General features: G+C 44.1%; 19 protein-coding genes and 1 pseudogene. 14 read left to right on the forward strand and 6 right to left on the reverse strand.

Annotated features, from left to right (window positions below; genetic code table 11):
* Position 1 precedes the first annotated feature (1 nt).
* Genes ACJJIW_RS15560 through ACJJIW_RS15590 form a run of 7 tightly spaced genes read left to right on the forward strand, consistent with a single transcriptional unit; the run spans position 2 to position 5,783 of the window.
* Positions 2-256: an acyl carrier protein gene (locus tag ACJJIW_RS15560; RefSeq protein ID WP_413665416.1), complete on the forward strand. Its 255-nt coding sequence runs from the start codon at positions 2-4 to the stop codon at positions 254-256.
* Positions 257-275: 19 nt separating this feature from the next.
* Positions 276-1,010: a tetratricopeptide repeat protein gene (locus ACJJIW_RS15565; RefSeq protein ID WP_444935646.1), complete on the forward strand. Its 735-nt coding sequence runs from the start codon at positions 276-278 to the stop codon at positions 1,008-1,010.
* The gene (locus ACJJIW_RS15570) at positions 1,010-1,714 is read left to right on the forward strand and encodes an ABC transporter ATP-binding protein (RefSeq protein WP_444896901.1); all 705 of its coding nucleotides are present in this window, start codon (positions 1,010-1,012) and stop codon (positions 1,712-1,714) included. Before ACJJIW_RS15565 ends, ACJJIW_RS15570 begins: the two co-directional genes overlap by 1 nt.
* The gene (locus ACJJIW_RS15575) at positions 1,711-2,430 is read left to right on the forward strand and encodes a hypothetical protein (protein ID WP_444896902.1); all 720 of its coding nucleotides are present in this window, start codon (positions 1,711-1,713) and stop codon (positions 2,428-2,430) included. Before ACJJIW_RS15570 ends, ACJJIW_RS15575 begins: the two co-directional genes overlap by 4 nt.
* A gap of 2 nt (positions 2,431-2,432) precedes the next feature.
* Complete coding sequence (locus ACJJIW_RS15580; protein WP_444935647.1) at positions 2,433-3,662, forward strand: ABC transporter permease; 1,230 nt, start codon at positions 2,433-2,435, stop codon at positions 3,660-3,662.
* Positions 3,663-3,674: 12 nt separating this feature from the next.
* On the forward strand, positions 3,675-4,427 hold the full coding sequence (locus ACJJIW_RS15585) for an outer membrane lipoprotein-sorting protein (RefSeq protein WP_444935648.1): 753 nt from the start codon (positions 3,675-3,677) through the stop codon (positions 4,425-4,427).
* A 12-nt stretch (positions 4,428-4,439) separates the two neighbouring features.
* A complete protein-coding gene (locus tag ACJJIW_RS15590; protein ID WP_444935649.1) occupies positions 4,440-5,783 on the forward strand; it encodes a hypothetical protein in 1,344 nt (447 codons plus the stop codon).
* On the opposite strand, the gene ACJJIW_RS15595 is transcribed toward ACJJIW_RS15590, so the two are convergent.
* Complete coding sequence (locus ACJJIW_RS15595; RefSeq protein ID WP_444935650.1) at positions 5,780-8,044, reverse strand: tetratricopeptide repeat protein; 2,265 nt, start codon at positions 8,042-8,044, stop codon at positions 5,780-5,782. The genes ACJJIW_RS15590 and ACJJIW_RS15595 overlap by 4 nt on opposite strands.
* Positions 8,045-8,126: 82 nt before the next feature.
* Between ACJJIW_RS15595 and ACJJIW_RS15600 the strand changes: the two genes are divergently transcribed.
* Positions 8,127-9,176 carry an HAD family hydrolase gene (locus tag ACJJIW_RS15600; protein WP_444935651.1) on the forward strand — a complete coding sequence of 350 codons (1,050 nt, stop codon included), beginning with the start codon at positions 8,127-8,129 and terminating at the stop codon, positions 9,174-9,176.
* A gap of 42 nt (positions 9,177-9,218) precedes the next feature.
* On the forward strand, positions 9,219-10,781 hold the full coding sequence (locus ACJJIW_RS15605) for an arylsulfatase (RefSeq protein ID WP_444935652.1): 1,563 nt from the start codon (positions 9,219-9,221) through the stop codon (positions 10,779-10,781).
* 136 nt (positions 10,782-10,917) lie between these two features.
* Here the strand turns inward: ACJJIW_RS15605 and ACJJIW_RS15610 are convergent.
* Together ACJJIW_RS15610 and ACJJIW_RS15615 are read right to left on the reverse strand one after the other, a co-directional pair.
* Positions 10,918-11,076, reverse strand: a pseudogene (locus ACJJIW_RS15610) (tyrosine-type recombinase/integrase); the annotation flags it as partial.
* A gap of 481 nt (positions 11,077-11,557) precedes the next feature.
* Entirely contained in the window at positions 11,558-12,637 is a 1,080-nt protein-coding gene (locus tag ACJJIW_RS15615; RefSeq protein ID WP_282933192.1) for a M12 family metallopeptidase, read from the reverse strand.
* A 1,469-nt stretch (positions 12,638-14,106) separates the two neighbouring features.
* Between ACJJIW_RS15615 and ACJJIW_RS15620 the strand changes: the two genes are divergently transcribed.
* From ACJJIW_RS15620 to ACJJIW_RS15635, 4 genes are all read left to right on the forward strand, one after another.
* Complete coding sequence (locus ACJJIW_RS15620; protein WP_444935653.1) at positions 14,107-14,877, forward strand: hypothetical protein; 771 nt, start codon at positions 14,107-14,109, stop codon at positions 14,875-14,877.
* A 94-nt stretch (positions 14,878-14,971) separates the two neighbouring features.
* Positions 14,972-16,204, forward strand: coding sequence for a hypothetical protein (locus tag ACJJIW_RS15625; protein WP_444935654.1), 1,233 nt, complete (start codon positions 14,972-14,974; stop codon positions 16,202-16,204).
* A 447-nt stretch (positions 16,205-16,651) separates the two neighbouring features.
* On the forward strand, positions 16,652-18,718 hold the full coding sequence (locus ACJJIW_RS15630; protein WP_282933188.1) for a peptidoglycan-binding protein: 2,067 nt from the start codon (positions 16,652-16,654) through the stop codon (positions 18,716-18,718).
* Positions 18,719-19,704: 986 nt separating this feature from the next.
* Positions 19,705-20,787: an alpha/beta hydrolase gene (locus ACJJIW_RS15635; RefSeq protein ID WP_444935655.1), complete on the forward strand. Its 1,083-nt coding sequence runs from the start codon at positions 19,705-19,707 to the stop codon at positions 20,785-20,787.
* A gap of 84 nt (positions 20,788-20,871) precedes the next feature.
* Here the strand turns inward: ACJJIW_RS15635 and ACJJIW_RS15640 are convergent, their stop codons facing one another.
* The 3 genes from ACJJIW_RS15640 to ACJJIW_RS15650 form a co-directional block, all read right to left on the reverse strand.
* Positions 20,872-21,897, reverse strand: a complete 1,026-nt coding sequence (locus tag ACJJIW_RS15640; protein WP_282931436.1) for an IS630 family transposase — start codon at positions 21,895-21,897, stop codon at positions 20,872-20,874.
* 585 nt (positions 21,898-22,482) lie between these two features.
* Positions 22,483-23,259 (reverse strand): LytR/AlgR family response regulator transcription factor, encoded by a 777-nt coding sequence (locus ACJJIW_RS15645; protein ID WP_444935656.1) that lies wholly within the window; start codon positions 23,257-23,259, stop codon positions 22,483-22,485.
* On the reverse strand, positions 23,240-24,292 hold the full coding sequence (locus ACJJIW_RS15650; RefSeq protein WP_444935657.1) for a sensor histidine kinase: 1,053 nt from the start codon (positions 24,290-24,292) through the stop codon (positions 23,240-23,242). The genes ACJJIW_RS15645 and ACJJIW_RS15650 overlap by 20 nt, the downstream gene beginning before the upstream one ends.
* Positions 24,293-24,686: 394 nt before the next feature.
* Here ACJJIW_RS15650 and ACJJIW_RS15655 point away from each other — a divergent pair, with 394 nt between their 5' ends.
* Complete coding sequence (locus tag ACJJIW_RS15655; protein ID WP_444935658.1) at positions 24,687-26,504, forward strand: haloalkane dehalogenase; 1,818 nt, start codon at positions 24,687-24,689, stop codon at positions 26,502-26,504.
* The last annotated feature ends 274 nt before the right edge of the window (positions 26,505-26,778 follow it).

The following is a 26,778-nucleotide window of genomic DNA, read 5'->3' on the forward strand; positions in this document are numbered from 1 at the left end:
TATGTCTACAGCAGTTGTAGAAAGCAATGTACAAGAGCTATGTGAGCAAATAGCTCTTATGCTGAATGTTGATGCTGTCGATGCAGATACACCCATTGCAGAACTCGGGGTGGATTCCCTGAATATTGTCGAGGTGATTCTAATTTGCGAGCAGCTGTACCCTGGGGTGATGAGCCCCGAAAATCTCGTTTTCGATGAGCACACCACCCTAAGGGAAATGGATGGTCAATTACTTGAAAACTCGGAAGAAGTCTAGCGTACTTCGGGAGCAGTCAATGTTTAAAAAAGTACTTACCATTCTTATCAGTAGTTTTTTTATTGGAAATGTTGTTGCCTGGTTTTCAGGTGCTGCTCCCATCGAGTTTGGCAAGATTGCCTATTCAGAAGGCGAGATGGAGCAGGTGGAGTTTCTCCAGCAGGAGATTGGTGAAAATAGTACAGACCCCGACTTGATGTTGGAGCTTGGGCAGTTATTTAGTCACCATAACGAGCTTGAAAAGGCTGCACACTTGCTGGAAGCCGCGTATCAACAGCGTCCAGACGACATGTTGATACGTGCAGCGTATTACTCCAATGAGGGCAAGCGCGCAGGTGCAATGTTTGATCCTGCGATGGGTCTTTACAAGCTCTACCGTCTACGCCATGCGATGGATGAGGTGGATCAAGCGGGTCTCAGTGCCGATTCAGACTTTAATGTACGCTTGATACGGCTGATTACTTTTTCTTATGTAGGAGAAGTAAGCGGCCACTTTGAGCGGGTGTTCGAAGATGAAGCCTGGTTTAAGAATCTGATGGATTCAGAGCCCGATCTATTGCCGGCTGCTATGCAGCAGGTGGTGTATTTGTCTTTGGCTAATGCCTACTGGGTGAAAGCTGGAGAGGGCACTGAGGATTTGGCAGAGGCCAGGGATTACTACCAAAAAGCAATAGCAATGGCTCCTTGTCCTGCCACGATGCAAACCTCTTGTGAGCAACTGGGGCAAATGGCAGTCACCCTGGGTAAAAGTTAATGTTGGTTGAGCTTAAGCGTGTTTCAAAGCGCTATCGATTGGGCGATCTCTGGGTCGACGCCTTGCGGGATATAGATCTTGCCATCGATCGAGGTGAGTTTCTGGCTGTAAAAGGGCCCAGCGGTAGTGGTAAGAGCACATTATTGAATCTTCTATCCGCATTGGATCAGTGTGATTCCGGATCAGTTCATATTGATGGCGTTAATCTTGGGAGTTTGGGAGAGCATCAGCGCTCCCTGTTCCGAGGTCGTCATATTGGGATTGTTTTCCAGTCTTTTAACCTGATTCCCGTGCTTACAGCACTTGAGAATGTGATGTACCCGCTGACACTGCGGGGGGCTAACAATGCCAGGCAACTAGCGTTAGACGCTCTGGAAGCAGTAGGGCTTGCCAAGTTGGTTAATCAGCGTCCTACCCAGCTTTCGGGGGGGCAGATGCAGCGAGTGGCGATTGCCAGGGCAATTGTCAGTAAGCCGGATTTGGTGCTTGCGGACGAACCCACAGCCAATCTGGATTCGCGCACGTCGGAGAGCATTATGAGCCTTATGAAGCAGCTCAACCGGGAGCAGGGTGTCACTTTTATCGTAGCCACCCATGATGATTATGTAACCAGCTTGGCATCCCGTGTTATCACGGTACGAGATGGTCATTTGGTAGAGGATACAGCTTCGCCTCAAGGTATTGTTCAGGAGGCTATTGCATGACAGCAATCATGAAAATGTTGCTGGCTAGGGGCCCGCTAACTAGAGCGGCTTTGGCTATTTCAGTTGTATTCTTAATTTCTGCACCAGCTTTGGCTGAAGACTTCGTCTATCCAACTCCGATTCCATTCACCAATAGCGAAAGGGAAGCGCTGTTTGCTGCTGTCAATGGAGAAACGACCAGTGAGCAGAGAAAGCAGGCCTACTTGGCTCAGCTTGCGCGCCTTACGTCGATGGAAGATGCAGAGTTGCAGGATGTTGAGGAGTTAGAGGCTCTGATGCAGTCACTGGTGGAGAGTCTCCCGGATGACCCGGAACTCAATGCTGCATTGGGATCGACAACTTCCTTTAAATCCAGCTTCTACCTTGATCGATTGGCAAAACTATCGCTGTTCTCCAGACGAGGCAATCGCATGATGGATCGGGCTGTTAAACAATCTCCATTCAATCTGGGCGCCCGCCTTCAGCGGGGAATCAGCTGTGCCAATATGCCGGCCTTTCTAAAAAGAGCGCGCTACGCTGTTGAAGACCTGGAGCTGGTTAGGGAACAGGTGGGCAATCGGTTCGGTAAAGAATTTCTTGGCTTTGTAGAGTTCTACCTTGCCCAGGCTTACGAGCGCAATAAACAGCCCGATGATGCCCGGGTTCTTTGGGGAAAGGTGGCCGAGTCGGATACCGACTGGTCCGCTAAAGCCAAGCTGGCGCTTCGGAGTATTTAGTCATGGGTTTGGGTTGGAAAGTTGCACTGCTGAATATTATGCGTAACGGGCGCCGCAGCCTGATTACCTTGGCTGCGATCGTTTTCGGTTGTACCAGCCTGATTATTTTTGGCGGTTTTGTACAGTCGATGTATGAGGGGATGCGGGAGAGTATGATCCGCTCGCAGCTTGGTCATATACAAATCTATGCCAAAGGCTACAACCAGTTTGGCAAAGCGGAATCGGAAAAATACCTGATTGCTGATGGGGAACTCAAAAAGATTTCCGAGCTGGTAGAAAACGAAACCGATACACTGGTGGTAGCGCCTCGCCTTAATTTCAATGGCCTGCTTAGTGATGGCAAGCAATCGATAGCCATCACTGGAATTGGTATCGATGCGGAGAAAGAAGTGATGCTTTCCTCTGCAATTCAGATTGTTCAAGGGGACGATCTATTTCCAGAGGATATTTCTGCTACACACCTTGGAGAAGGCTTGTTCAATGCCCTGGATGTTCAGATTGGGGACTACTTGACCCTGTTGGCAAGCACCCAGGATGGGGCAATCAATGCTGTCGATGTACAGGTGATGGGGGTAATCACAACCGGTGTTAAGGAACTGGATGATCGCTTGCTCAGGATGAATTTGCCTCTGGCCCAGGAACTGCTCTATACGTCAGATATTACGCGGCTAGTGGTTTTATTGGAGGAGACCGAACTTACATCTACCTCAATTGCGACGCTGGCCAGTGTCTTTGAGCAGAACAATTTGAACCTAGAAATAAAAAGCTGGGAAGAACTGGCGGGTTATTATCATCAGGTTGTTGGCCTGTTTAACGGGGTTTTTGGTTTTATTACCGTCATTGTGTTGGTAATCGTCGCGTTGAGTATTTCCAATACCATGTTGATGGCAGTCATGGAGCGCACCCGTGAGCTGGGTACTATCCGGGCCATGGGCGGCACTCCCCGCCAGGTTGTAAACCTGATTTTACTGGAGTCGGTATTTCTCGGTTTAATCGGAAGTTTGCTGGGGCTACTGATTGGTGCACTGGCAGCCAAGGGAATTACCTATGCTGAATGGATGATGCCCCGGCCACCGGGCAGTACCCAAGACTATCCTATCCGTGTGTTTGTCGTGCCGGATATCTTATTGAAAACATTCCTGTTGGGTTTTTGTATTTCACTTGTTTCCAGCCTTTATCCAGCGATAAAAGCATCCCGGCTGCCGGTAGTAAAAGCACTTAGGTTTACTTGATTTGGGTCTTCTATGTGTAAGTTGAATTCTTTTTATGGGTGGGTGTTGGCGATAGCCTACTTGTTGTTTAGCTACTCAAGTTATGCATCGGTTTCGGCCGAGTCACTGGTTAATAAGCTGGATGACTTTCGCGGGTTCAGGGATCAGGGATTTAGCTTTGATATCACCAATATCAGCTATAAAAAGGACAAGGAACCCCGCACCAATAAGCTCAGTGTCAAAGTGTTTAATGAGCAATCACTGATCCAGTTTTTGGCACCCGCTCGGGAAAAGGGCCGGGCAATGCTAAAAGAGAGCGCCAATATGTGGCTCTATATTCCCGGCACGCGCAGGGTTATCCGGATTGCACCCTCACAGCGATTAATTGGTGAGACCAGTAACGGTGATGTAGTGGGGGCAAATTTCTCCAGGGATTACACCGCAGAGCTGCAAGGGCAGGAAACTGTTGATGGGGAAGATTACTGGGTGCTGTATTTATCGGCAAAATCGTCAGGCGTTGCCTATGACAAAGTAAAAATATGGATGGCACAGGCTGAGGGAAACCTGCCTTTAAAGGGGGAGTTTTATACCCGCTCCGGGCGCCTCCTTAAAACAGCTCACTATAAAGAGTTCAAGCAGTTTGAAGGCGAGCTGAAACTGTATAAATTACTCTTGGTGGATGCACTCATTGACGAGAGTTATACCTGGATGAAGTTCGATGACTATCGTCTTGAGAGCCTGGACCCGGCAATTTTCCAAAAAGGCTCCCTTGGCAGGCTGAATTGAGGTGAGTAAGTAATGGTTATCAGAATCAGGACAATTCTCCCATTTATACTCCTTCCTCTTGCTTTTGCTGAAAAAGTTGCCAGTGCCGAAGACTATCAAGATCCTTTCGAGACCAACTCGGAACTTTTCGATGAAGTGAGCACTGAGGATGGGGTTTCTCGAGTTGTTTGGGGTATTGATGCTTCGCTACTCGGGTATCACCAGCAGAATGAAGTTCGGGGTGATCCCTATTTCGATCCGGGTCTGTTTGTCTTTGATGAACAAGAGTCCTTGCTTGCTCTGGATCTCAGTGGCCAGTTTTCCCTGGGAGCACACTTCTCAGTTTACTCGCGGTTTGCGGCGATAGAGCACTATCGGTCTAATGAGGCTGGAACATCTGAAAAAGAGACAGAATCCCATCTGCTAGAGGGGTATTTCTCTTCTTACACTGACAACCGAAGGTTTGGTATTAATGTCGGTCGGATAAAACCTCAGTGGAGCAACGGTTACAACTGGTCTCCGGCAAATCTTTTAAAAGCCACATTTGATCGCCCCAATCTGGATGCCGATGAGCTTACCCAGCAACTGGGCTGGGATATGGCCCATCTCGATTTCCGCTATGGTCGCTGGAACACCGGCATTTATATGGCTCAGGTTGAGGACGATCTGGATGGTCACTTTGACACTAGCGTAAATGACCATGAGTTTCAGTACGCACTCGTGGTGAATCGTGAAGGTGACTTGGATACCCGCTTGGTATTACATCAGATAGAGGGGGAGGCAACCAATGTCGCTCTCGGGTTGAGTACCTTGGCTGGAGACAGTGCCACACTCAGGTTGGAGGGAGCTTGGGAACATCAGCGGGAGTTACCGCAGCCGGGCGAACTCTCCTATTTCCCGGCAGAGGACGATGGTTATTTGAAGCTGGTACTTGGTACTCAGCTCAGCTTCAACCAGGGATGGGATGTTACTGCGGAGTATCTGTATAACCAGCATGGATTCGATGATGACGAGTGGGGTTTGGTTCAAACGCAGGTAGATAGTGCAAAGAACGGATTGAACAGCGCGCGGGTTTATGAGGCGATTTCATTTCTGTCCGAAAGTTTTAACCTTTTATCTACCGGACAACTACGGCAGGAGTATTTGTTCTTGATGTGGGGTAACACCCGGCTGGATAAGAAGTTTCAATATCGCCAGAGTGTGCAATACAACCTGGATGACAAGAGCCAGTACCACAACCTGGAATTGATTCAGAACTGGACTGAGCATTTTAGTACTCGACTGCAAGCCCAGTTTTTCCGCGGCTGTGAGTCCTGTGAATTTGGTCTGCTGCCTACTGAAAGGCTTCTTAGGTTAAGTCTCTATTATGATTTTTAGCGTTTACTGGCTAAAAGTGTTTCATATTTTTGTGCGATTTCCCGCTTGCCGGATTCCCTGCTAATAGAAATTAATGCCCGCAAAATATCCAGGTCCTGCGGAAACTGGTGATAGCCGTCTTCTAGAATATCCAGGGCGAGTTCGCTGTTGCCTTCCGAGTGAACGGCTATGGCATATACGTAGAGATAGCGACTCTGGGTTTGCTCATGCTCAGCCGCCGCCTTTAGAAAACCCATTGCCTCCTGGTGGCGGTTCTGACGAACCAGGGAAAGGCCTAAGGCATGCTGGATTACGGTGTTTTCCTCACTCTTCGAAAGTGCCCCTCTAAGTAATAATTCCGCATCGGTTTCACGTCCACTTGCCCGGTAAAGGTCGGCCAAGTTGATATAGGCGGGTGTGTAGTAGGAGGCCTTGATTATTGCCCGGCGATAGAAGGCTTCCGCTTGTTGCGTATTTCCTCTCTGGAAATGAAGGTTGCCCAGGTTTACCAGGGATTCCGGCCGGTCGCTGTTGAATAATTCTGAGGTGGTATAGGTTTTAAGGGCCTTGGAATATTGCTGCTGTACTTGGGCGGGCATAGTCCCGATCTGAGCATCGGTAACGCCATTGGCAGCCAGCGACCTAGTCACGGCCATTTTACTGAAAAGCAGCGGTACACCGATCATCAGTCGCAATTGCTCTGGTAGTTCATCCAGAGACTGCGCAAGGGCCAGGTTTAATAAGGGTTCTTCGCCCTGGGCAATTTGTTGGAGTAACTGAGCGGAATTTATCGTCAGGTAGCGCGGTAACAAACGGATTGCGCTGGCCCGGACAATCTCCGGTTGACTGCTGTCCTGAATAAGGTCCATTAACATCTTATCGGCCTCGCTATCCCCGCGCATAGCTGCGTGCAATGTCTGCCCGTAGTGAAGGGGAGGTGAGCCGTATTTGTCTTCCAATATCTTCGCCGCCCACTGGCTCGATTTATCTTGATGGCAGCTGTTGCAGGTATTGGGGGTGCCCAGCGCTTCGGAAAGGTCAGGTCGGGGAATACGGAAACTGTGATCCCGGCGCCCATCCACCTGCATAAAATTTTTCTTTGGCATATGGCAGTTTGTGCAGCGGGCACCAGAGCTTTGAGTGGGGTGCAGATGGTGGTCAGTACGGGCGAATCGCTCCGGCATATGGCACTGGGCACAAACTGCATCACCGGCTGTTCGCAGTTGTAGACTGTGAGGGTTGTGACAGTGGCTACAGGTAACACCTGCTGCGTACATTTTGCTTTGCAGAAAAGATCCGTATACGAATACCTCGCCATCGGCCTGGCCATCTGCGTGGTAGAGAGGCTCTTGCAGAAGTGTAAGGTTGAAATGATCCAGTAATTCGCTGTTAGCCTGCGCCCCCGGTAAATGGGTACTCCGCCGAGAATGGCACTGGGCGCAAGTTGTTATTTCACGCTGGATGGCTGCCGATGGCGCAAGCTTGGCAATCCCCGTTTGCAGATCCATTTCCCGGAGCTGTTGGGTTGGGTCAATAAGATGTGGGGCAAGCCCTTTATTCTGCAATGTCTCATTCTGTGTTTTTGCCCACTGAAGGTGTCTCGATCCCGGGCCATGACAGGATTCGCAACCAACACTGATCTCTGACCAGGATGTCTGGTAGCTATCGGTTTGTAGGTTATAGGCCTTTTGCAGATTGGTGGAATGGCAGTCGGAACACATAAAGTTCCAATTCTGGTTTATGCCGGTCCAGTGCAGGGGGTGTTGATGATCTATCGCTTGATCGGGATAGAGATGGAACCAGCGCTGGCCACCGACAGATTTGTCCCGGCTGTCCCAAGCGATACTCAGTGCCTGAAGACGTCCGCCTCCCAAATCAATCAAGTATTGCTGTAAAGGGTGGACACCAAATGTATAGGCAAGGGGATAGTCCTGGAGTTCTCCACTGGGCCCATCAGTGCGTACGTAATAGCGCCCTTCCTTTTGATAGAAGTGAGATTTCTGCCCCTGATATTCAAATGCCACCCCGGAGAAATCACCGAGAACGCTATCACTATTGGCGGCCTGCATTGCCAGCTGGTGGTGGGAACCTTGCCAGGCACTGGCCTCATCTTTGTGGCATAGGGCGCATTGCGCGGAGCCCACGAAAGTGGCTTCTGAGCTGATTGCTTCATCCTGGCGCTTGAGAGGTTGGGTATCAACCGGCTCTTTGTCACTACAGGCCACCAGTAGGAGACAGATAAGGCTGATTTGGAGGAGGCTAGTGCCAGCTATATTTATCACGGTTTTTTATTGTGATGAGTTCTTTTCTCAGGTCAAAAGATTAGTTCATGTGCCGTAAATGTCATTTTGTGAGAGGGCCAGAATGCTGGATTGGAAATTTAGGGTTGCCCTGAGCCGAGGGTGTCTGCTGCTGGTTTTGGCAATCAGCTTACCGGCACTCAGTTCTCCCTTGCCATCCTGGCAAGATGGCGTTAAAGCCCAAATTATGGCCTTTGTTGACAAGGTTACCCGTAAGGACAGCGCCGACTTTATACCTGTCGGTGAACGTATTGCGGTATTTGATAATGATGGCACCCTCTGGTCTGAGAAGCCCGTGTACTTCCAGCTTCTCTATGCCGCTGATGAGGTTAAAAGGCTAGCGCCCCAACACCCAGAGTGGAAAACCCAAGAGCCCTTCGCTTCGATTCTAAAGGGCAATTTATCAAACCTGTTGGGGCAAGGCAGGGAAGGTTTGGAAGTAATGCTTACTGCGACTCATGCGGGATTGAGTACGGATGCCTTCCAGCGCTCTGTTGCCCAATGGCTCAAGAGTGCTAAGAACCCGGAAACTGGCAAACACTACAGTGCGATGGTGTTCCAGCCCATGCTGGAGTTGCTGGAATACTTAAGAGCAAATGGTTTTAAAACCTACATTGTGTCGGGGGGCGGCACAGATTTTATCCGAGTGTTTTCCCAGGAGTTATATGGAATCCCCCCAGAGCAGGTTATCGGCAGTCGCCTAAAGTCCCGCTATGAAAATGGGGGTGGGCATCCCTATATCGTGAAATTAGATGAACTGGCCTTCCTCACCGATAAACAGGGGAAGCCTATCGCAATCAATGACGTGATTGGCCGGAGGCCAGTTTTTGCCGCAGGCAATTCCGATGGTGATTTACAAATGCTGGAATGGACCACCGCCGCTAAGGGGCAGCGTTTTGCCATGCTGATTCATCATACCGATGCCAAAAGAGAATGGGCATACGATAAGAACTCCTCAGTGGGGCGCCTGGACAAAGCGCTACAAGCCGCTAAGGCAAATAGCTGGTTAGTGGTAGATATGGCGAAGGACTGGCGGACGGTGTTTCCGCCAGAAGAGAAGGATCAATCAAGCCAGGGGCCGGTGATTCCTCAAGTTCCCGCCTACCAGGACTAGTCTTAAAGCGGTGTATTGAGCCTGCCAATATTGAGGTGTGTAATGCTCCTGATCTCCCGAACCCGTCTCCGACAGTTCCTTTTGGTTGTACTGGTTGCTGTATTCCTTTCCCCTGGTAGCCTCTTCGCGCAGACCAAACCCAATATTTTGGTGATCTGGGGAGATGATATTGGCATCTGGAACATCAGCTTCAACAGTCGCGGCATGATGGGATACACCACGCCCAACATTGATCGGTTGGCGGTAGAAGGGCTCTCTTTTACCGATTACTACGGCCAGCAATCGTGTACAGCAGGCCGCGCAGCGTTTTTAGCGGGTAATGTCCCAGTGCGCACCGGCATGACTAAAGTGGGGCTTCCTGGTGCCAAAGAGGGTTGGCAGAAGAGTGATGCCACTATCGCCACGGTAATGAAAAGCCTGGGTTATGCCACCGGCCAGTTTGGTAAAAACCACCAAGGGGATAGGGACGAACACCTGCCCATCAACCATGGCTTTGACGAATTCTTTGGCAACCTCTATCACCTGAATGCGGAGGAAGAGCCGGAGAACAGGGACTATCCCAAAGACCCAGAATTCCGCAAGAAGTTTGGCCCCAGAGGAGTGATTAAAGCCAAGGCCGGCGGACCAATCGAAGATACCGGCCCCCTCACCAAGAAACGGATGGAAACGATCGATGATGAAACTCTAGCGGCAGCTATCGACTTTATCGAACGCGCACACGAGGCTAAGACCCCATTCTTCGTCTGGTGGAACGCAACCCGGATGCACTTTCGCACCCATGTCAGAGAGGAGCACACAAACCTTGCTGGCCCCAACAGCAATGAGTATATGGATGGCATGGTTGAGCATGACATCCTGGTAGGAAAGCTGCTAAGTGTGCTTGACCGCCTGGATATCACCGACAATACCATCGTGTTTTACTCCACAGACAACGGCCCCCACTTCAATACCTGGCCTGATGCTGCAACTACGCCATTTCGCAGTGAGAAAAATTCCAATTGGGAAGGAGCTTATAGGGTGCCAGCCTTTGTACGCTGGCCGGGCAAATTTCCAGCGGGCACTACGCTGACAGGTATTGTCTCCCATGAGGACTGGCTGCCGACCCTCGCTGCGGCCGGGGGGAACCCGAATATCAAGGAACAGCTCAAGGAAGGGGTCGAGCTCAATGGTCGCGAGTACAGAAATTATGTTGATGGCTACAACATGATGGATTACTTCACCGGCAAAGCAAAACTTTCACCAAGAAAAGAATTTATCTACGTAAATGATGACGGCCAAATTGTAGCTATGCGCTACGAACCCTGGAAAGCTATTTTCCTGGAAAATCGCGGGCGGGGTTTTGAAGTCTGGCGAGAGCCCTTTACTGAATTACGAGTGCCACTATTGTTCAATTTGAGGCAAGATCCTTTTGAAAAAGCCCAACACAACTCGAATACCTACAACGACTGGTTTATTGATCGTGCTTTTGTTTTAGTCCCTATGCAGCAGCTCGCATCAAAATTTTTGCAAACTATGAAAGAATATCCACCCAGCCAGGTACCCGGATCTTTTAATTTGGATAAGGTACAGAAGCAGCTGGAAGCTGGGGCGAGTGGTAGTAATTAACAATATAATTATCGCAGATCTGACATTATTGGCATTACCTGGGAACTCTTTAAGGTGAAATTTTAGGTGGATGAAATCAACAAGGCTTGGCCTAAAGCCAGCTACCACCCAAAGGCATAGCTGCCGGGGGCCGAAATTAGTCAAGAGGGCTGGTAACACCGCGCTCATGTACGCCTATAACATGGGTGTAAATCATGGTTGTACTGATATCGTTGTGGCCGAGTAGTTCCTGGATATTGCGTATATCAGTACCAGCACGCAGAAGTTTGGTGGCAAACGAATGGCGAAATGTATGAAGTATTGACCTGCAACTATTACAGAACTTAGATACAATTTATATAATGTAAATCTGTTATACTTGTGGCTGAATGCTTGCAGATTTTTTTCAGAAAGGTATCGATGTCGTCACCTGAGGCAGCTCCCATTTATTGCTAGAAAGTATCACTCGATATATACGTTATCTTGTCATCCCTAGAGATATTACCGAGCTCTTCTGTTAGATTGAGCGATCAGATCTTGTGTTTGATAATGTGACTATTAGTGTGGATCGTGATGAGTTATTTATGACTTTAGGCTTGAGATACCTCATAAGATATTTTTCCTCTTCAGGTGGGTCTGCTTTGCGTTAATTAACATATTATTTATCACTTTTATGAAGCATGGGTAGGGATCTGCTGCAAAAAATGGGTTGAAATTAATTTTCTTTCGCTGGGATTAGCTTATATGTATGCAAGGCCGAATAGGGAAAGGCTCACTAATAAAATATAAATGGCGAGCTAGGTTAGCATCAATGCAGCTTCACCTAATGTTTCTATATAATTTAACCTTACACGCAATACATAGCTGCGACCACGTACCAAACGTACGTTTAATTTAGCATTAAGTGATGTGCCGCTATCATCATCGCCTTTGTAATAAATGCAATCATCACCTGTTTTTTCAAATAAAACTAATGCTGTATCGGCATTCCCGAATGTCTGTATAGTATATTCTCGGCTATATTCAGGTTTAATTAAAAAGTTCGATTGTTCGCATGGAAGTATTTTAATGCGATGAGATTCCCAAGGCTTCAACTCTATCAAATTAGAGTCTAAAGCCGGGTAAAAACGAAGTGCTTCTTTAATATCTGTAGGTGACAAACCTGGAGCAGGGATAAGGGGTTTTCTCTGGTACTTGTTAGGTTTTAATATTAGTCCAGGATCAAAAGGATAGTGCATAATAGAATCTTTATCCCATTTTGAACCGCTAACCTCATGTGTGTACAGCTTGTTAAGAATGTTATAATGAATTGCTTCTTCATCCCAATAGTTAGGCTCCCCCGAAAAATACTCAAGAACGGCTTGCTTGTTCCACACAATCCCAGACATTGGGTTTTGATGTTCGTGTGAAAACCCTAGGGCATGTCCTATTTCATGTAGGGCTGTATCATATCCATGTGTTTCAGTAAGATCCCACCCAAAATTCATGGTATTAAATTTGGGGTCCTTAGCTTCTTCTATATTTATATTGTCTCTTCCAACATAAGAATATGAGCCTTGATTATAATCAAATGAAATGCGAATTTCTGCCTCTTCAGGCGAAAAAACTTCAGAGAAATCCAATCCTATCCCCAGGTTTTTCCATTCTAAAAAAGCTTTGCGAACAACATCCTTTTGGGTGGAGTCACCACGCCATGAAGCTGGATTTTCAAAAAAATAGTAGTGAAGTACTGTTCCGTTTGTCCATTTCTTCTCATTGAGGCGTATGAGTGACTCTCTGTGTTTGCCAATTTTCTTGCTCAATTTTTTAATTGGCACTTCAGGTAAAGCGCATAAGGTTTTCTTATTGTCTTGGTTTTTGCCCTTTTTTGACTTCATAGCTCCCACCATATTAGCTTATATACATGGAAATACTTAAACACATACGTTTATTTTAGTATGTAGTTGATAAGCCTGCTTGGAGGTTGAAGGTAGGTGAGCCAATAATTGATAAGTTTTATCCTTTATTAGCTTGAATATGGATGTGTCCAAGTTGAAATTGAGTTTTGGGATTACAAGTGAGCCTGTCTTCAACTGGTTTGTTGAGGTTATAATTCTTACTTTTACTTTCCCTATCAAAAAAGTGAGTGTCTGCTTAATGGGATAGACTCTCGATTGGCTGAGGATTTATGGAATATAAATATACTTGTGAAAATAGTTTGTTATTCCATTGCATATGTGCTGTAGATGGGACTTTGGGGGAAATTAAAAAATGATTCTTCGGAGGAATCGCCAAAGAACCTTTAGTTAGAAGTAGTGATATATCGTAAGGTTCTGTCATCTATGAAGGGTGGCTAGTGTAATAGAGAGTACACAGTTGGCAGCTAGGCAAACGTATTAACATAAGGGTAAGTAGCAGAAAAATTATAGTATATGAATTTTCTGGTAGAAAAGTAATTGCTAGCCTCCGGTATTGAAAGTTTAGGTTGACTGTAGGCGATTTAAGGTCTAATAAGGAGGTAGATAGTACGATTCTAATACTTGCCAATAAGCGTTTGTACCATACTCATATTGATCTTAACTGAACTTGAAGTTTATACCCAGAGTACTTTCGATTCCTCTTTGATTGGATATCATAAAAAAAATAGTTCTGTACATTAAAAAAGCAAGAGCTGTATGCTATTTCTAAAGGTATGACTCAGAATGTGAATGGAGAGTCATCTAGTATTGAAATGTACTGTAGAGCGACCCTGTAAATTAAATTTTGTGTGAGATAGCGCTGATTCATGGAGGTTGTAGAGCAATGAAATTGAGAAAGCGTGAGTTTTAAAAGTCTCCTATAATAGAAGGATCTACTAGGGCAAAGGTTGCAGAGCATCTTGAATGTTTGGGGCTTGGGCTTAACACTTAAAATTTATATTTTTATTTATTGAGATTTTAGATGCAGTAATCTTTCAATTAAGATCTTTAGTTGTAGCCGCACTGTGAGAGTTTTCTAGGGTTTTGAAAGAGCCAGTTGAGCTCTGGATAGAATAAGGTTGGGGTGCCCGCATTTATATATTTTCGGAAATTCATTCGTTAACGTTAAGAATTTTTTCGAATATTCTTTTATGTGAAAAAAACCTTATCATATATATTTAAGTAAGGCTGTCTTCTTATTTTTAGCTACAATAAATTTCATTATTTAGATTTCAGTGTTGTCTATTTATTTGTTGTTTTTTTCGAGAAGGCAGGTGTTGAAAGAAATAAATTCTTAACTTAAATGAGTGAAGGATGTTTGGCCAAAATATAGTGTTTCCGGAGTTGAGATATCTGAACTGAATTTAAGGGAGATGTAGCTAAATCGATTCTGACGGTAGATTTAATTAATGATTAGGATTATTCGACAGAAAGAAGCCCCATTTTTGTTTTTAATAGTCTTAGCTTCATTTGGCTGGGCTGCAAATCATCTTGCAAGTAGAACATTAAATCAACCGATTATTACATACACAGAGTACACAGAGGATTGCAGGCCAGAAAAAGAAGGTCGCGATGACTCTTATGGCGCTAATATTACTTACACAGAGGATTGCAGGCCAGAAAAAAAGGGTCGCGATGATTCTGATGGCGCTAAAGAGAAGATTTGGGATTTCTGTGATGATAACAAAACAAAATCTGATGGTATAAGGAAGCACTCTAACAAAGATGATGACATTATTCATAAGTTTCAAATAACAAATATTTCTAAAGTGAATTGGGTTAAAGATGTTAAGTTTGTTATTAAGTCTAGAGGGGGGTATGACATTAAGAGCTGGACGGAAGCGCCAGACCAACATACTAATCTCAATGAAAAGAATGTCTCGTATTGCACAGTTGATTACTGGGAGTCTGCTACAGTAACATTAAATCCGACTGCGAAATATATCGTTAAGGTGAGAACAAATAGTGCTCCAAAAGACAAGAAAGACTCATCGTATCAGTTGTTGTTGACCGTTAAGGAGTCGTCAGGGCCAATATATTTAAGGACCCCAAACTGGGAGACAGGATTAATTACTCATGAGGGGAGCATAATCATTTTTTTTCTAATTGCCATTGTCATTGTAGTATTTTTCTATTTGTTTGTGCTTTTTAAAAATGGTAATGAAAAAGGCAATGGTTGAAAACTAATTCCTCTGGCTTTAATTGGTGGCTATTTGATCGTATTGTGAGGTAGGCATGCAGTTTAGGTTCTATTTTTTGTTGGGAATATTTGTAGTGTTAATACTCTTTTCAAGTTTATCCCTGGGTAAGGATAAAGGTAAGCATGATATTCAAGTTGAAGACGCTGATCGAGAAGGGGTTCAAAGTGATGTGACTATAACTAGAAGGAAAAATGATGGTGATAAAGAGGAGGTGGAACTTACAACTAGAGATGATGGATCTTTGTCGGGAGAGAAGTGTATACCTCGCACAAAGATTAAAGTTGATCCACATCCTCGGAGGTATAAAGATGAGGAGGCGAGTTGTGAAGGGGAAAAGGGAACAACTATAGTCGTTGCCTCTAAAGAGGCCCTTGGAAATCTGAAAATAAGGGCAAATAGATACTTCAATGATAAAGAATATGGGAAGGCTGCTCTTACCTATAATGAGTTTGCGGTGAAAGTCGGTGATCGAGATGAAGAAAATGCTTTGCGGGCTAGGCAAAATGTTTTGATAATGTTTCTAAAGGCTGTATCTGGCTCAAAATATGGAGTCCATGATCAGGTGGAGGAGGCCGTTATTTTTGACCCTAAGCAGAAAAGGTTAGTGTTAACAAAGTATGGGGAATATATTGTGGAGAAGTATAAGGCAGACAATGACTTATCTGGTAAAATTGGGGTGATAGGTAAAAATGTTCTAAAGAAAATCTCCGGAAAGCTCAATAGCCACACTCTGTGGAGTGAAAGTGAGCGTAAAGATTTAGAGGAAAGTAGTAGCGATAGGTCTTGCTTTCAATCTCCTTGTGTATTAGATCTTGCAGAAGAGTACAAGAGTGGTGATTTGTTTTCTAATACGGTAAATGAGGGGAGGAGTGTGCTAGTCAGAAGAGCAAATAAATTATATGAAGACAAAGAATTTGGTCCCGCAGCATTTGAATATAATGAAATTTTAGCCAGACTTGAAAGAGGGGGTGAAACATCAAAGAAAATATTAAGGCAAAATGTCCTAATTCTATTTTTTTTGGCGTTAGAAAAAATGGGGAGGGAAGGCAATTTAAAGGATTTTATTGTTTATGATCCATCGCAGAGTGAATATGTGTTAAGTGTCAATGGTAAAAGGACTGTTAAAGCTTTTCAATCTGAGTTTGGTATGAAAAATACCTCGGGTATCTTAGATGGCAGTACACTTGCGTTGCTTAAAGGTGGAGAGGAGGTGGGCTACGATAAAATGTTAACGATATCTCCTAGTGAAAGTAGAAACTGTACAAATCCTGCATGTATTAATGACTTGGCCAAGGAAAGGATGTGAGTTAGTTTGTCTAAAGAGATTTGGTGATAAATAAAAAAATCTGTCATGGAGCCGATTTCATTTGTTTAGTTACAGCCGCATCTAAGAATACGGGGTAATAGTTGTCTGTAAAATAGTAAATTGTGGGCCGCTCACAGTTAAATATATCGGGTTATATTATCTGATTTTTCCGCCTAAGATTTTCAGCGGGAATTGCTTGGTAAAGAGGTTTTGTCGCCTGGACAATAGGATTTATATCGCTATCTTTTAAATATGGTGTGGTTCCTACCCATAAGAAACTGGAATGGACTCATTACTTGGATTGCCGGTAGGCGAACAGTGTGAAGTTTGATACACGCAGATACTGAAATCACCATGGCATCGAATTACGCTAATGCCTGGTTCTATTCCCATCAATGCTTTAGCGGCCGCTCTATTCGTTACTTAGCGATATTTTGGAGGTAAATTATGGCACGCATGCCGGGTGCTATTCGGGAGCGCGAATACGGCAAGGTCCCGATGACTCGCCATGATATTGTCTGTTTGCATACAATCGTGGGATTTGCGCCTGCACATGCTGCGCACTTTTCTACCAAGGCGGATGGCACAATTATTCAATCCCGTGACACTGACTACCGATCAGCAGCCAATCGAAGTGGCAACTACCGAGTTATTGCAGTCGAAAATGAGGATCATGGTCCTGCTTTCGGAGACTGGAACGTTGATGATGGACATGCTGTTCCGGCGTTTACTGAGCAACAGATCGAAGCCATCGCAAAGATCTGCGTATGGGCGCATAAGACCCACGATATTCCGCTCGTCGAATGCCCTAACAGCAAACCCGGCTCACGGGGGATCGCTTACCACCGTCAGGGTATCGATGGTAATTGGTCCGGCTACGATTACAGTGGGCGAATTTCTGGAGGAGAAAAGTGGAGTAATGCTGGGGGTAAGGTATGCCCTGGGGATCGACGTATTTCACAGATACCTCAAATCATCGCGCGCGCAATACAGATTGCAGGTGGAGCAGATAAGGAGAAGGATAAAGAAAGTTATTTGAGTGGTTGGAAAGAACTGTTAAAAACAGCCAGCCAGAAAACTACACTCAAGCGAGCTCGGAGTTGCCTTGAAAGAAAGACCCGATACAAATTGGGAAAAGGGGGCATAAATCCTCTAAATCCGTTAGTGGCAGAGTGTGATTGCTCCGGCTTTGTGGCTTGGTCGATTGGCGTCCCTAGAGAGCTTCCGCCAGGTAGCGCCAAGTGGCTCCAAACAAGTAGTTACTGGGAAGGGGGAGGAGAAGTTGGGGATGATTTATTTGCTTTAGTCACTTCAGCCCAGGCGCAACCCGGTGACCTGTATGTGTACCCTGATCATGGCAGAAAGCAAGGGCACATGGGGATTATTACTGAAGTAAAGGGAGGTGAGCCCACAAGCGTAATTCACTGTTCTTCTGGTAATAACAAAATACATGGCGACGCGATTCGAGAGACCAGTATTGATATTTTCCGAAATCATCCAAAAGCCCGTATCATGCAAATTGACTACGCGGCATTGCGAGATCTTTTTGACCTCCCGGAGCCTGATATAGATGAAAGTGAAGCTGACCAGCTTCCGTCCAATATGCGCCTCCATCACAGGTTGCTTTCATATGACACGACCTTAAAGCTGGTTGTCACAGGAAAGCTGATCCTTGAGCCTACCGGTGATTACATGGGTGGTTGTGGTGCCCTGCATGATGCTTTGAATCAACTAACCCCAATCAATCCCAAATATCAGGTTGATCTAGGGGAAAATCAAGAATATCGTGGATTTTATGGCCCTAAGACTGCTGAGGCGATCAAGAACTTTCAGGCTGACCAGGGCCTAACTCCCTCTGGTGAAACTGATGCTGTTACCCTAGTAGCTTTAGACGGCGTACTTAGCAAGCTCTGTACAGGCAGTGAAGTCACACATGATGGCGCTGCAAAGCACACAAATAATCGATGGAGTTTAGCCCTGGCTGCAGCTAGCACAAAGGGAGCTTCTGCTAGAACCGCTCGTCAAGATAACCTACCCTCTGGAGTGGCGTCTTCTCATAAAATGGCACGAACAGACCTTGAAAGAGTGCTTGACCTTCGTGAGCTGTTTCGTACCTGTGGGGATAAGTTTGATGTTCCTCCGGCGCTACTGGCAGCTTTAGCCAGTCGCGAGTCCCGTGCAGGCAACGTCCTGGACAAAGATGGCACCGGTGATAAGGGACACGGGTGGGGTGTTATGCAGGTTGATAATCGACACCATAACCCGCGAGGAGGACCATATAGTATTGACCATATTGAGCAAGCCACAGAAATATTTGTTCGCTTCCGTCGTCAAGTTCAAGAAAAACGCCCGGAGTGGGAAGATAAAGATGTTCTGAAGGGAGCTGTCGTAGCTTATAATTCGGGCGTCAGTAATGTACAGACTATTAAACGTATGGATGTCGGTACGACCGGTAATGATTACGGAAATGATGTTATCGCACGTGCACAGTTTTATATGAAACATTTGGGTTGAGCGTCGTAAGCTAATAAAACTAGACTAATCTAGTTTTAAGCGGCCTTGTCGGACTCCTAATCGATTTTGGGGATCTCGATCGGGGTCCAGATTACCAGGCTGTGGATTGCCGTGTTCCTGATAGTCATTTGTGCTGTTTTTGGGATGCCAATGAATTAGCGGTGGTCCACAAACTCACCCGTCGGGATAGCTCAGAAGCCCTCTAGTGGTAGTTTGTCGAAACAGTTTTGATTGTGAGGTATCGAGAAGCCACACAAAGACCGTTTTATGGATCCTGGTAAAGTTGAATAAAATATAGGCTTATTCAGCCTCTATTATGAAACTGCCTGAGATGAGGCTCTAACCTCTGAGTCGTAAAGTCATACAATTCCCTATTAAATATCTAAGTATTCTAGTAGGACACAGATCTTTAAGGCTGATGAGGCGTGTCTGCGTTGTAGGGCAGATAAAATTAATCGTACTAATTCTTCCCCGGTTAAGCTTGAGCGCCTTCTCCAGCATACTCTTTAGTTCCTAGAAAATTAATAGTTACGCTTCTGTTGACGTCGAAGTCCCTTCCTTCGGCGTGGGTAATGGCAGGTTCAAAACCCATCAATAGTTAATCTTTGCTGTAAGTGGCGTACACAGTAAGTCTTTTAAAATTTGATATTTCCAGCTTAGATAGACAGTTTGATTAACCCATCCTCCTATATTGAAGATAAGCAAAGTATAGAGCATTAGTGCCTCATATTATACAAGTAATACTTGGCTGTCGGTTGTATCAGCTTTAGTGTACGCTGTCATCTATATCGAGATAAAGTTATTCTGCAACTGCCATGAATAAGCGGAAGGTTAAATTGTGCGAACGGAAAAGCAGTTTGATAGAAGCAAGTTTGATGTATAAGGCGTTTTGACTGAATCAATTAATAATCAAGAGAGCCTCAAGGGAGTACAGGCAAGCTATTATATAAAGATCTATCTGATTCACCTTGACAAAGGAGCAGAGCATGTATGTTATCACCAATCGTGAAGTGCTTGCGAGAAAGAAGGGTTTAAACCAGTTTGGTAAAAGCGTCAATCAAAAAGGTCCTAATGAGTTGCGGATAGCGAAAATAACTAAAAAGAAAAGAGGTTGGAACGTAGAGTTTTTGGCAGATGATTTAACTCGGGATGAAGCAAAGCTACTCATCAATAAATATAAATTGCCCCTTGATGCAAAAGAAAATCACTATGTCAGTTTGAAAGTTGCTTGTGAAATTGCAGAAGAAGCACGTGAGAAAAAATCCCATATACTTTTTTTTGTGCATGGGTATAACAATGATATGGGCGATATTGTAGATCGAGCTAAAAAAATAGAAAAACAATACGGTGTGATTGTAATAGTATTTTCTTGGCCCGCAAATGGTGGAGGTATAATCGGAACTATAAGTTATAAATCAGATAAACGTGACGCAAAAGCATCAACTTGCGCACTGGAACGTACGCTGCATACATTTCATGAGTACTTGCGCCTCATTACAGAATCACGGAGAAGTGAGCTTTATAAAGCGGCTTCTGAAAAATATCCAGATAATCCTGAGAGAAAGGAAATGCTTTTCAGTAAGTTGCTGAAGAAGGAGTGCCCTTTTACTGTGAATGCTTTATTTCACAGTATGGGGAATTATCTTTATAAGCAAATGCTGAAGAGCACAATCACAGAGGGCGGTGGGTTGATATTTGACAATGTAATATTGGCAGCAGCTGATACTAATAACTTTGATCATAGTTTGTGGGTTGACCGTATTGCGTTTCGGAAACGTTGTTTTATCACTATTAACGAAAATGATCGTGCGCTCGGAGTGTCAAGAATTAAATCTGGCTATGAACAACTTGCACGACTTGGGCACTCTCTGAGGAATTTAAATTCTAGAAACGCTCACTATATCAACTTCACTAACGCACCTTGGGTTAAGGACTCACATTCCTATTTTGCCAATTCGTCGGTGAAGAAAAATGCCAAGGTACACAAATTTTTTCAGAGGGCGTTCTCGGGTGAGTCTGCGGAAGATGAGCTGTATTTTCATGCGGAAGGAAATTGGTTCAGTTTTTGATGGGCTTGGTTATTGACTGACAATTATTCAGCTTTTCGGCAACTTAATACTTGAATATATTTCAAGCAGCAAAGGAGGTACTACCTAGGCAGCAGCAAAGAATACAGTCGACTCTTGAAAAAATGATTTCACAAGTTTTCTATTTTTCTTGATGCTCTGCAAATCTGCATTTGCACGACTCAGTAGTGTCTCACCTTTTTTCAGCGGCCTCTTTGAAGTCCCTATATTTCTCATATGATTCCAGACCAACTCATCTGGATTTAGGTCTGGTGCATATGGCGGTAAGAACACCATTTCAAGCTTTCCATCCTGTGAATCGACATACTCCAATACCTTTTTCGATTTGTGTACTGGGTGCCCATCAACAATGAGAATCACTGGTCTTTTCTGACTTCTCTGGAAATTTTTGAAGCATTCTACGCACTTTTCTGCCGTGAACTTTCCACTATAAATATGATACCAGAAGCCACCTCTATTCGATAAAGCTGAGATCGCATTGATTGACTGTCTTTGACCACTCGTTTTTACCACTGGAGTTTTTCCTTTTTCTCCCCATGTCCTTTGGAGTGGATCGTCTGATCTGATACTAGCCTCGTCCAGCCAAAATATTTCTGCACCAGTTTTTTTCGCATAAGATTTAATCTTTGGATAGACTTCCTTTACCCATTTATTCACCGCCTTCTCATCTCTCTCGTAAGCTCTTCGTAGAGGCTTTTGTGGCGTCAGGCCCAGTCGATGTAGAAGTGTGCCGACACTAGAAACGCTAAGTTCAATTTTGAATCTCTCAAAAATCAAATCCGATACGATCTGACGTGTCCACAATCCGAAATCAAAGCCATATTGCCTTGGATCGCCACCAATAATCCATCGTTTGACTTCCTCTTCTTCAATAGCTGACAGTTTTCTACCGCGTCCAGGTCTAATTTTTGGAGATAGCGCTTCAATACCTTTCTCCCGAGCAGTCCTTAACCATGGGAAAATAGTTCTGCTCCCCAGCCCTAGGCTACGACTAACCTCCGCCGCAGATTCTCCATCAAATACTCGCTGAACAGCAATTTTACGTATGAGGTGCTGCTCCTCAGTACTAAGTTTTCTGGCATCGTATTTCATGCAGTTTATATTACCAGGGTGTACTGATTATTTCTGCCCCGCTAGTAAGTAACCGAAGCAATACTTTTTCTTCGAAAAGTTGTTCAGTCGGAATGAGTTATGGCGGATATTATACACAAATGTAGGCTATCAAGCATCAGTAGTTGTTCCGCTGTACAGTCAGTGTGGCGGTGTCACAGGTATTAATCTCGACCTGAACTCACCCTGTGCAACTGAGGCTTAAAGTAAGTGGTTTCTGGAGAATGTTGGAGATACTGTTAAGAACAGTAGCACTCTGAAGAATATTTCACCGGTATATCTGGCACAAAACCTTCAAAGGCCTGTATTTATTATTCATGGTGAGAAGGATGAAACTGTTGATGGTGAACATATGTACCGCATGAATATGATGTTAAGTAAGTTTGATAAGGACTATGAGTGAAAACTATATCCAGATATGGCTCATGGTCCTACGGATAGTGAGCACCATAGAGCTATTTTTGGGTCGATCATCAGCTTCCTTAAAAAGAACATGTAGGTTTCTGGGATTATGGAGGCTCGGAGTAATTTCATAGCTGTATTTGCGGGATTACTTAGAGCCATCTATTACCCAATTAGAGAGCTAGCTGAGACTTTAATACTCTCCTTTAAGATGGATAGAAAACTGCGAGATACTGGGATAAGTGTATCTGTTCCGGAGAGCCGGACAAAATGGCGTCGTGACTGTAACTTTAATTCAAGGATTCTATGGCTGTTAATGATGTAGCTTCGATGTAATCGGTAAAAAGTTTCCTTAGGTAGCTGCTCACTGAAACTGTCAAGTGTCATATCTGAAATAATGGTATTTGTATTGTGAGATTTAACTCCTGTCTCGGTAAGGTGGATGCGACGATAACGACCGATACTGTCGATATAGTTAATTTGGTCATATTCAAATATCTTCATTTGATTGTAATCACTCAAAACCAATCGGTTTCCGCTTGTTGAAGACGTCTGTTGCCCTAAGGCATACATCTCTTGCCGTAATATCTTGCGAATGCTTTTCTTTATTAATTCTGGATGAGCAGGCTTTGTCAAATAGTCAATTGCATTTGTGTCGAACGCACGCAGGGCATAGTGCTGATAGGCTGTTAGGAAGACAAGTTGATAGTTTATATGTTGAGTTGCATTGGCCACATCAAAGCCATTCACCTCTGGCATTTCAATGTCAAGGAATACGATATCAGGGCTTTTGGTTATGATCTGCTTTATTGCTGACTTTCCATCAGTTACTTGCGCCACAACTTTCAATTCATCGAAGGTGTTGATTACTTCTATTAGATTGGATCTTGCTGCAGGTTCGTCATCGACAATAATTACTTTTTTAGTATTCATTTTCGCCATTTTCAACCTGCGGGGTTATGGATGAATTTACTTGTGGGAAGCGAATTTTCAAACTTGCTCCTTCACCGCTTGAATTTAGCTTAAGGGCGTGGTTGTCACTGAAGTTGACTCTTAATGTTTGAGTTAGAATACGTAATCCTTCACCATAAGTGATGTTCTTGTCATCAAAGCATGCCCCTGTATCCTGAACTTCCACTTCTATGTAGCTATTATTTAGTTCCACATTTACACTCACATGCCCACTTTTAGCGTAGGGTGCAATACCGTACTTTATGGCATTTTCCACAGCTGGCATTAATAGTAATGAAGGTATATTCATTCCATTCAAATTTTGTGGGCAGTCAATATCAAAGGTGAATCGATCCTCAAAGCGCTTTTGCTGCAGCAAGAGGTATAACTCGATTAATCTTAGTTCTTCCTCAATAGTTATCCATTGGGTTTTGGTTAAGTTGATTGTGTCGCGCAATAAATCGGATAGGCTGTAAATGAGCTCTTTAGCTTTTGATGGGTGCTGAATGACTTCTGATGCAATCAAATTTAGAGTGTTAAATAGAAAGTGAGGATTTGATTGCATTTTAAGTATTTGTAGCTCTGCCTGTTGCGCATGAAGCTGCGAGCGATAGAAGAAACTTTGCTGTTGAAATATATATATGGCAAAAATATAAACTGTGGATTCAAGTAGCATTATCGCCAATGGTAATATTTTAATATCAGGCACTTTGAAAGTTAATGGGGGTTCTACGATCGGTGCAATGCTTATAAATAGAAAAATGACTACAATTGGTCTAAGTAAGTAGGTGTGTTTTTCTTTTAACAATCGTAGAGGGCTGTTGGGAAGATTTTCAATAAAAATGAAAAGAAGGTGACATAAAATAAACGTTCCCCATATTTTAGCTGTAGCCAACAGGAAGAGGTGGGGGGTTAGTGACTCAAGTGAATAAAGTGTAGCAGAGACGATAAAGATATTCACCCATGGCCATATTAGAAGAAATATCCATGCTTGGATCTTATTTATTTTGCGAAATTCAAACAAGGTTTCTTGCCTATGTTACATTCAATATCGATTTTATATATCAGAATATCAACAGTGAATGATATAGGTAATCTCATATGAAAGAAACTTGCCATTTGCTCCATTGAGCTTGAAATATGCACCGTTCATACAAAACATTCTCGATTGAAAGCAAATTTTTAAGTATCTAAGCATAAGTTTATGTATCTCAGGTTCTTAAATTGGCGGAAGTTAGTCATGTGCTTTTTTATAGGGTTTTCCCTGTTTAATTAATGATAAAACTTCCAACAGTTCTGGTCGTGCGGAGATTTTCACCATCCGCACAATTCTGTCATAGGTGGATGCTCTGATGGTGATATGAATATCCTCTCCAGTTAAAGGAATTTCTATTTAATGTAAAAGGAAGGTTTATATTATGAATTATTCTTTTGTCTCTATATCTAAAACTCCCCAATATATCTCTCTATTCCGGTGTCTGTTCGGTATCTGCTTTTTGGGTTCCCTATTGGTTGCTTGTGACTCGGATGACTCTGAAGATGTCTCAGGGACAGAGATTCCCTTAGTTACAGGCCCAAATAGCGATGCTTGTAAATTGTCTGAAAGTGAAATACATGCAACCGCTACGGGTTTGGAATATATTGTTACTCCCGATGCCTGTTTTGACTCCCTTTCCGGATATGAGTTTGAGCCAAGTTACGTAGAAATTGACGGCTTAAATATGCATTACGTGGATGTTGGGCCTGATAATGGTGAAGTTATACTGTTACTACATGGTCAACCCAGCTGGTCCTATTTATACCGAAAAATGATCCCGATCCTTGCTGATGCCGGTTACCGAGTGATTGCACCAGATCATATTGGAATGGGAAGGTCAGACAAACCGATTGACGTCACTGTACATCAGTATGAACAGCATGTTGCTTGGAATAAGGCATTTATTAATAAATTACAATTAACTGATATCAACCTTTTCGTACAGGACTGGGGCAGTCTTATCGGTCTTCGTATTGCGGGTGATATGCCACATGTAATTGCTAGACTGGTTGTTGCTAATGGTGATCTTCCCCTCATTCCGGTGGGTCAAAACCCATATATTTACCCGACATTTGAGATCGATGAGTCACTGGGTGATGCGGCTACATTCTTTGCGTCAAAAGAACCTGATGGAGTGGAGGGGTTTCAGCAGTGGATTGACTATGCTGCCGGTGTGCCAGAATTAATAGCTGGAGATGTACTGCAAGTAGTAACCAGAGTTGAGCTGAGCAGTGATGAAGTCGCAGCTTACAATGCTCCATATCCTGCTTTCGAGTATAAAGCGGCAATTCGAGCTTTTCCTGCGATGTCGGCAGGTATTGAAATGGAAAATTTTTCAGCTTGGAAAACACTTGGAGCCTTTCACAACCCCTTTATGTTTAATGCGGGAGCTTATGATATAAAGTTGGGTAGCTTAGAGGTCCAGAAGAAGTGGGTTGGACATGTACCTGGATCAGACGGCAATGATCATAAGCGGTTTATTGCCGGCCACTTTATTCAAGACGATGTAGGCGAAGAATTGGCCATACACTTTTTAGATTTCTTGCGAAATACTACGGTTGAGGAACCATTGCAAGCTGGCGGTCCACTCTTTAATTTTCGCTATTGTGAGATATTACTTTCTTATCTAGACGGGGCTGAGGAGTCAACAGAGATTTGGGGTACCCCGGGTGTTAATTTTTGTCCCCAAAATCTGTGGGATGCTATCAACTTCAGCGATATAGAAATTGAGTATGGTGTGCTTTTTGCAATCCCTAATGGGCCGCGTTTTTTTGTGGTGGATGAAATTTTAGGTGGCGATATTGTCTCACCCAGTCCGGATGATGAACACCGTTTTTTCGGTGACTTAGAAATGCGCTTATTGACTACCATGAATTATAGTTCTGATCTTGGAGAGAGTGTTTCCTATATTCCTGGACAGGTACTAAGGAATAATACTTGGTTGTTTTATGAAGGCCGTCGTGTTTATGAGCTAACTGATATGAATGGGCAGGTGTATATTATGCAATCATTTAGTCGTATTGAGGTCTCTGATCTTCAGTTTGACGATTTAAAAGACCTGGGAAGTCGCCTCAATCTGCCAGAAGGCTGGACATTTAGAAGTCGCATTCTAAGTGAGCCATTAGAAATCTCCGCCATCGATGGTATTGCTGAGGTGGTACAAGACGACTTAGGTAATAGCTACCAGTTAGTGCCGTAGTATAAATGAAGTAACATTCATTGGTGTTATAAGGAATTACTGTTCTTTAAGAAGCCCATTTTTATTAAGGTGGGCTTCTTATACATCGCCATACCCTTCAAGTGCATAGGTTAAAGGAGGCTTAGGTGGTCTCTATGTCAAGTTGCTAGCGCTTGTTACTTGTGACTCTGTCAATTAAATGGATTCTACGCTCTATCTCTGGGATTTATCTATAAATATCCTCGCTTCGCCGATATTCCGCATTTGAGGTGTTGAAACTCATTTTGTTACAGTG

It is taken from the genome of Microbulbifer maximicatervae (SeqCode), from assembly GCF_052467815.1.